The sequence below is a fragment of the Varibaculum sp. genome (genome assembly GCF_008661855.1).
GTDB lineage: Bacteria > Actinomycetota > Actinomycetes > Actinomycetales > Actinomycetaceae > Varibaculum > Varibaculum timonense_A.
The window spans coordinates 1-7,702 of the sequence record NZ_RPZY01000062.1 but is presented as its reverse complement, the minus strand read 5'-3'; the positions used below and the strand labels follow the sequence as shown (position 1 = coordinate 7,702).

At 49.2% G+C, this 7,702-nt stretch carries 5 protein-coding genes; 1 reads left to right on the top strand and 4 read right to left on the bottom strand.

The window, feature by feature from the left end:
- Positions 1 to 266: 266 nt before the first annotated feature.
- The gene (locus tag QZT94_RS08860; RefSeq protein ID WP_296760554.1) at positions 267 to 623 is read right to left on the bottom strand and encodes a hypothetical protein; all 357 of its coding nucleotides are present in this window, start codon (positions 621 to 623) and stop codon (positions 267 to 269) included.
- Positions 624 to 811: 188 nt separating this feature from the next.
- Between QZT94_RS08860 and QZT94_RS08855 the strand changes: the two genes are divergently transcribed.
- Positions 812 to 2,062 carry an ATP-binding protein gene (locus QZT94_RS08855; RefSeq protein ID WP_296760556.1) on the top strand — a complete coding sequence of 417 codons (1,251 nt, stop codon included), beginning with the start codon at positions 812 to 814 and terminating at the stop codon, positions 2,060 to 2,062.
- A 793-nt stretch (positions 2,063 to 2,855) separates the two neighbouring features.
- On the opposite strand, the gene QZT94_RS08850 is transcribed toward QZT94_RS08855, so the two are convergent.
- From QZT94_RS08850 to QZT94_RS08840, 3 genes are all read right to left on the bottom strand, one after another.
- Positions 2,856 to 3,758, bottom strand: a complete 903-nt coding sequence (locus tag QZT94_RS08850) for a universal stress protein (RefSeq protein WP_296760558.1) — start codon at positions 3,756 to 3,758, stop codon at positions 2,856 to 2,858.
- A 79-nt stretch (positions 3,759 to 3,837) separates the two neighbouring features.
- The gene (locus tag QZT94_RS08845) at positions 3,838 to 5,124 is read right to left on the bottom strand and encodes a class C sortase (RefSeq protein ID WP_296760559.1); all 1,287 of its coding nucleotides are present in this window, start codon (positions 5,122 to 5,124) and stop codon (positions 3,838 to 3,840) included.
- 252 nt (positions 5,125 to 5,376) lie between these two features.
- Entirely contained in the window at positions 5,377 to 7,464 is a 2,088-nt protein-coding gene (locus QZT94_RS08840) for a SpaA isopeptide-forming pilin-related protein (RefSeq protein WP_296773379.1), read from the bottom strand.
- Between the last annotated feature and the right edge of the window lie 238 nt (positions 7,465 to 7,702).

Below are 7,702 nucleotides of genomic sequence, written 5' to 3'. Positions count from 1 at the left end.
CCCCCACTCTTCTCCCCCCCTCCCTGCGGAGCGATTTAACCGGAGCAATCTAGGGAACGGGAAACACCGCCAGCCCCCTCACCCAGAAGAAAAAGGGACTAAGAAACAGCATCACACCCTATTTACGCAACACACCCCTTATGTATTAGAGTTATTTAATGAGAAAACGGCGCCTCTTTTATAATCTAGCCTGTGGATAACTTTCGCAAAATTTGCCTCGGAAATAGACACGACGAAAAATGCGCAAACTCTATTAATTCAGGCACTTATTTTCCTATTCTTTTAACAGTTACTAGCTTTTCTTTAGTAACTTTTATATAAATAAAAATAAACTTAAAGCATTTAAAGTAATAAAAATCAAGGGCGAATCTTAAAATGCTTAAAAAGCATAATTTTAGGCATTTACTCGTGAGAATCGGCGAATCGGCTGCCCTCAGCCCCCACCAGATCCTCGCCACCACCTTCCTCTCAAGATTGACGCGACAAGGAACCGAGAGCAAGACGCCCAGTAACAACCAGCCGAACCGAGCATGAGGTAACGATTGCTTCAATCCGAGCTGATTTTCCACGCTGAGAGCGTGCGCACCCTCATGTTTGTCCCGCATCTCATGCTTACCCTCCATCTCTTGCTCGCCTCCTGGAACAAAACCCAGTGCGCTTCATGCTCAAGTTTCACCGCGTTTATCCGGAATATCAATGAAACGAGAACCCACCCATCCCAAAGCAATTACAACGAAAATGCAACTTATTAGATTGCGTTGCATTTGCTTTGCATAAAAACTAGAATAAATCCCACGGAGAGGAGACAAATATGCGAGAATCCGCATTCTTGGAGTTCAAATCAAAAGTCAGCAACACCTTCCTCAAGACTGTAAGCGCCTACGCGAACTTTCATGACGGGGAAATACTGTTTGGAATCGATGACACGGGGACCGCGGTTGGTCTAGACCATCTAGATGAAACCTGTCTCGCAATCGAAAATCGCATTAACGACTGTGTTACCCCGCGTCCCAGATTTTCTATCCAGATAAATCCAAGCGACAACACAATCCGCGTTCACGTGCAGGAAGGCCCCGATAAGCCCTATCTATATAATGGGAAAGCGTATCGCAGGAGCGACAGCTCCACGGTCGAAGTCGATAGGATTGAGCTAAATCGCCTGGTGCTAGAGGGAGAGAACCTCTCCTTTGAAGAACTTGACTCCCCCGAGAAAAATCTGGAGTTTAAGACTCTATCCGCAGCTCTTCACAATCAGCTAGATATTTCGGATACCAGCATAGATGTTCTGAAAACCTTGGGGTTAATGGGGACGAACGGTTTCAACCGTGCCGCTGCCATATTGTCCGATAAGAACAGTTATCCCGGAATCGACATCATCAAATTCGGTGCTTCCATTAATGAAATCTTGGATCGCACCACTGTTGAGCACGTTTCTGTTCTACAGCAGCTGTCCACGGCTATGGAGGTTTTCAATCGTTACTTGCGCTTTGAGATGATTGAGGGCGCGACCCGCTTCACCAAAGATTTGGTTCCGCGCGAAGCTTTCCGGGAGGCAATCGCTAACGGCCTGGTTCACCGGACTTGGGATATTAATTCCCGCATGCGGGTTAGTATTTTCCCTGATCGCGTCGAGATATGCTCTCCGGGAGGTCTTCCGACTGGGCTTTCAAAGGAAGAGTATTTACGAGGACGAGTATCTGTGCTCAGGAACCCGATTTTGGCGGAGGTTTTCTTTCGTCTGGGACTGATTGAGAAGTTTGGTACCGGTATCTTGCGTATCCGCGAGTCCTATCGTGATGAAAAAGAGCTTCCCAAATTTGAGCTTTTGGAGAACTCTATCACGGTTACTTTACCTTTTATTGGTTCGTTATCGCAGATGTCTCCCCAGGAAGAACTGCTACTAAATTCCATGCTGCGGGGTAGGTACTATTCACGTTCTGAACTGGATTTACGTTCTGGCTTTGACAAGTCAAAAACAATCCGATTGCTGAACTCCCTGCTAGATAAGCAGTTAATTCTTGCGCATGGGGAAAGCAGAGCCCGGAGGTATTCCCGGCTTTGAGAAGCATATTTTCGGACGAGGAGGAGTAGGAGTAAAGGTTAGGACGGAAATGCAAAGGGCTTAGATTAGGGTGTGTTCGCAGGGAGGGCGAGGATAGGAATATCCCGGCTATCAGCTTTGATAGATTCCGAGGAGTACTCTTGCGCCAAAATGAGCATCCGCAAAGCACTCACGACTGACAAAATCACCCTCCCAAGACCAAAACACCCTCCCGATACGGACTAAATCCCCCAAAACAAGCCGACAGCCAGGAATCGGGAGGGCGAAAACGTCAAAACACACCCCGACCAGGCAGGGGAAAAGGAACAGAAAAATGCGGGATTCTGGAAACAGACAGGTTACAAAAACTGTTTACGGACAGCAAAGCACAACCAGAAAGGACAGAACCTAAAAGAACCAGGCAAAACAGTAACTACAGGACGCACCCCAACCAGGCAAAATAGAAAAAGCAGAGCCTAACACCCACGACCAGGCAGAAGGGCAAGTCCAGATACGCCAGCAAAATACGGAGACCACTAAAATCAGCATCTCCAAAATGCTCACGCCTGACGAAAACACCCTCCCAAGACAAAACCACCCTCCCAAGACGCTCTAAAACCCTCAAACCAAGCCGTCAGCCCTAAATCAGGAGGACGATTCTGCACCAGGAGGGTGCAAACGTCACGGGAGGGCAAAACAGAAACTACAGGACGCCCCCCAAGCAGGCAGAACAACAAGTCCGGTACGCTAGCAAAACGCAATCCTCCTCCCAAAAAAACAACAAGCCATCACCCAACCATCACAAATTCAGCCATTATTCTTCAGCTCCCCGACCGTCCCCGGTGGGCACAACCAGTACCGGGCAGGTCGAGTGCGCCAGCACTGATTGCGAGGTGGATCCCATCAACACCCCGGCGAATCCTCCACGTCCCCGCGTACCTACTACCACCAGCTCAACGGCGGTTGAAAATTCGGTTAGCAGTACTGCCGGGTTTCCGTCCAGGGCGTGAGCATGGATTTCAACCCCGCTACCAGCACTTTCTGCTTTGCATATGGCTTTTAGCTCGTTGCGCACGTCCCGCAATATGCTTTCCCGGTCTACTGTTGCGGGCAGCCAGGCGAGCACTCCCGCCGATGACGCCATCGGAACCGCGTCCACGGCGGTCAGTTGTGCGCCCCAGAGCGATGCTTCTTCAATGGCTCGTCGCAAGGATTTGCGCGATCTGCTCGAACCGTCCACCCCGATTACGATTTTCTTTACTGGCGTGAACTGTTGATCGGTGTCTCTGGCGGGAACTACCACTACTGGGCAGCGTGAATATGCCGGTAACGCGGATGATGTGGCTCCCAGTAGTCTGTCTGCGAATCCGCCTGTCCCCCTGGTGCCGACGACTATCAAATCGGCTTGCTGCGACAGTTGCACCAATACCGCCGTCGGGTCACCCGGCTCTACCCGCCCTTCAGCATGGTAGCCTAGCTTTGCTAAGTGGGTGAGCGCCTCGTCTACTACGGTTTGTGCGCTGGCGCGAATGGCATCGTTGTCTATTACCGCGAATCCGCTTTCCATTGATGCTGCCGTGTATGAGGGTAAAGCGTATGCGCATACAATTTGCAACTGGGCGTTGTTTATTTTTGCTCTCGCCCCGGCCCATTCGGCGGCTTGGAGTGCTTCGCGCGAGCCGTCTACCCCAACTAGGATGTTTGGTTTTCCCGCCATCTCTTTTGCCTTTCCACTACGCCTTTGCCTACTGGTTTCTATTTTATAGGGCGCGCTAAGGGGTCGGGCTAGATTAGGTCTATTTGGTTAGGGTTTTTTCTTTGCGGTGGCTGGGGGCGTGCTGTTTCAGGCGCTGTGGGTTTTGGTCTGTTTCATAGGCGGGGGAAAGCTGATATTCCCGGCTGGGCTTTTTGGAGTCGCGGAGTTTTTTTGCCCGTTCTACGCGGCTTAGTCTGGGCGTTTTCGTATCTGTCACTGCCCTACTGGCTGCGCTAATCGCGAATAATCTTTTTATTTCCTGGGTGCCAGTTTCTCCAGTAGCTTCACTGGTCGTACCGATAGTTTCGCTGGCTTTTGTGACTGCGCCGCTATCGCCTTTTATGCTCGGCATGGGCGTTTCTTTATTTTGGGCAGCGCTGCCAGAACCGGCGTATTCTTCTCCACTCACGCCCGACCCCGGTAACACTGGTGAACCATCCGACCCCGCCGAACCAGAACCACCAGACCCACCAGAACTTCCGGAATCACCCTCACCCGTATCCTTATCTTTCCGGTTCTTCCGCAAATACCGCACCACGATTGTGCCTCCGATAGCGCAGATTATTATCGGGATTATCATCCACCAGCGCAGAGCATCCCACCAGGTAGGCCCGCTTTCATTCATGGGCGGGGCTTGGTTTAACGCGATTCGTTCTGCAGTTACTACTAGGCGGTGGGTGTTGATTCCGTAGGGCGTGCAGGTGAAGAGAGTTAGCAGGTCACGCCCAGCTTGAGCTTCAAATAATTCTAGTTGTGTGGGTTTAATAATGTGGATTTCTTTTACTTTGTAGGCGAGTTTTTGTCCGGCTACCTGCACGTAGGCTATGTCGCCGACTTGTACGTCTGTTAATCCGTCAAATAGGCTGGCGGTTCTCATACCTGAATGGGCGGTGAGTACCGCGTTTACTCCTTTTCCGCCTACTGGCAGTCCGGTTCCGAATAGGTGTCCGGCTCCGCGCGCGATGGCGTCATCTTCGGTACCGTGCCGTACTGGGAGGTCGATTTTTGCTGCTGGCACGACTAGGCGTGCCATGATGTCTCCGGGGAGGGTCGCTAAGTATTCTTGGTATTCTTCTGACCCGGTTTTGGTCATTTGATACAGGTAGGGGTCGAGGATGGGGATTCCGCGAATGCGGGCGTTGTATTTTTTGGCTTGTTCTAGTAGTTGTTGCGCTTTTTCTGGTTGAGTTTCTAGTTTTTTCATTTCTTGTGCTTGTTGCCGCGCGATAGCTCCGATGTGGAGGTTTCCGGCAAATACGGCTACTACTGGGTAAAGTAGCAGCAGCGCGCCTACTATGGTCAGTACGCTGATTAGGATTTTCCGCATGATTTTTTCCCCTCCTTTCTACCGGTATATATTTTTAGGTGATTACCGCTTCCTTTAGTTTAATCAGTTCTTAATGGAACGAAAACTTTTATCGCTGTATATCTTTTTGTGGAGCGCTAACCCTACTGGCTGTTTATGGGGTTGCTCCTCTATTTTCAACTATGAGGACGAGCCGCGATTTTAGATAGGGTTGTCCTCTGTTTTACCGATAACAGCCAGTAGGGTCGTGTTTAGAGATAATACTTTGACCTTTTAGTTTCGTTTTCTTTCAAATAGGGTTATGGTCACGGCCGCCAGTAACAGGGATAGCCCGATTAGTAATACTTGCAGGGAACCAGCATGTCCGGACAGGGGCAGTTTTCCTTCGGGGTAGTTTACTACTTTCAGGGTTTTATCTCCCCCGGTTACGGTGTTTACGTTTCCGTTTTGTTTATCTATTGTTACCGTACCGTTCGCATCTACCTGGAATTCTATTGCTTGTGGCAGGAGGGCGTATCCGGGGGCGGTTGCGGTTTCTACCAGTCGATATTTACGTCCGGGAGTAACTGTGAGCGTAGCTTTCCCGTGTTCGTCGGTGGTTATATTTTGTACTGGTTTAGCCGGGTTATCGGCTTCGTATAAATCGAATTTTACGTTCTCTAGGGGGGTATCTTTATCGGATACTTTGTTTAGAGAAATATCGATTGTCTGTACTTTCAGGTTCGGGAAATAAAACTCGTTATTCTCTAAGTACGCAAAGATTTTACCTCTCCCGCGCTCGACTCTACCATCAGATTTAACATTCAAGGATACGTTATTAGGATTCAGCTCATAACCCGCAGGAGCCTCAACCTCTTTCAACGTATAAGACCCCTGCTGCAAACCAGAAATCTCAACCCCGTCCTTACCAACGGTATACTCCCCAACCTTATTAGCCTCATCGACTCTACTACCCTTATACAAAGCAAACCTAGCGCCAGCAACCAGCTCACCATCGCCAGCAGAACAAACCTTTCTAGCAAACAAACAGTTCCTCACAAGCTTAGAATCCGTAACCCCCAACTTAAACAACCTAACCGTCACCGTAGGAGGCGCAGCTTTCTTATTAGGAACAAAAATCTTATTATCTACAAAAAACTGTGAACCATTATCCGTTTGATACTTAGCCTTACCATCAGCATCAACCTCAAACGTGTACCTAGCACCATTAGCCTCATACCCAGCCGGAGACCTAACCTCTAGCAAGCTATAAGTCTTACCCACCTGCAAACCAGGAATCTTCAAACCATCCTTGCCAACAGTAAAAGTCTTACCAACCTGATGCTCCGTATCAGCCCCAGTCCCCTCATACAAGGCAAACTCAGCACCATCTAAAAGCTCACCATTATCCGCAGAACAAGAACCCCACGAACAAACCGCTAAATCTTCAACCCCCAACTTAAACAACGAAACCTCAGGTTCCACAGCCTTCAAGTTCGGGAAATAAAACTCGTTATTCTCTAAGTACGCAAAGATTTTACCTCTCCCGCGCTCGACTCTACCATCAGACTTAACATTCAAGGATACGTTATTAGGATTCAGCTCATAACCCGCAGGAGCCTCAACCTCTTTCAACGTATAAGACCCCTGCTGCAAACCAGAAATCTCAACCCCGTCCTCACCAACGGTATACTCCCCAACCTTCTTAGCCTCATCGACGCTACTACCCTTATACAAAGCAAACCTAGCGCCAGCAACCAGCTCACCATCGCCAGCAGAACAAACCTTTCTAGCAAACAAACAGTTCCTCACAAGCTTAGGATCCGTAACCCCCAACTTAAACAACTTCAACTTCACCGTAGGAGCTACCGGGGCACGCCTGGGGGATGTACAAGCAGCGCCCGAGCATTGCGAGCGCACGCTATTCGCAGAGCCACTTTGAGCCGCGGAAGTTTCAGCAACTCTCTGATTGCGGGAGACTGCCAACGCCCCCCCTGACTTTTGGTTGCTGAAAACATCAGCAGGGTCTAGATCTGAATGGTAAAAGCTGTTAGCGGTAGAGAACTCTGCCGGTTTTAGCTGAGCAAACGCAAATATGGTGTTTTCGGAAACTGTTTTAGCGTCAAATTTGGGAGACTGGGAAGCGGAATTGTCTGCGGAAGCGAAAAACAAAGTGACCGCCAGCAGGGACGAGAACAGCAGCCCCAGAACCGAGGCTACCCCCAGGGTACGCCGATTAAAGGCGGGAGCTTTAACGGGTTCGCTGTAGGTATCGTCAGGGTTGCCGTGATTAGCACCGGAAAGCTGATTGGGTTGAGCTGTGCGGTCAGCAGCGTTTGAGTCAATGTTTTGACCGTTTATGTTACTTCCTGTACGTTTCACGGCTACCTCATCACATAATCGGAGGGAAAATTGGCGTCTTTTGTCTAATTATTCAATTTATTTAGCAACCAATTTAGCATTGCGGTTCTCTAATAAAAAGCCAGAATCAGAAAACGGGAGATTTGAGGGAAGAAACACAAGAACCCCTACAACCTGGTATTTTAGTTAAAATTTACTCATCCGTTTTTTTAAGGGGGGGGGGGGAGAACAAAATACAGCTTTTTCATCGTTATTTTTT

What these genes read in the sequence shown, in the direction of transcription:
- QZT94_RS08855 (WP_296760556.1), top strand. Translation starts at nt 812, where the DNA reads ATGCGAGAATCCGCATTCTTGGAGTTCAAATCAAAAGTCAGCAACACC.
- QZT94_RS08860 (WP_296760554.1), bottom strand. Translation starts at nt 623, where the DNA reads ATGGAGGGTAAGCATGAGATGCGGGACAAACATGAGGGTGCGCACGCT.
- QZT94_RS08850 (WP_296760558.1), bottom strand. Translation starts at nt 3,758, where the DNA reads ATGGCGGGAAAACCAAACATCCTAGTTGGGGTAGACGGCTCGCGCGAA.
- QZT94_RS08845 (WP_296760559.1), bottom strand. Translation starts at nt 5,124, where the DNA reads ATGCGGAAAATCCTAATCAGCGTACTGACCATAGTAGGCGCGCTGCTG.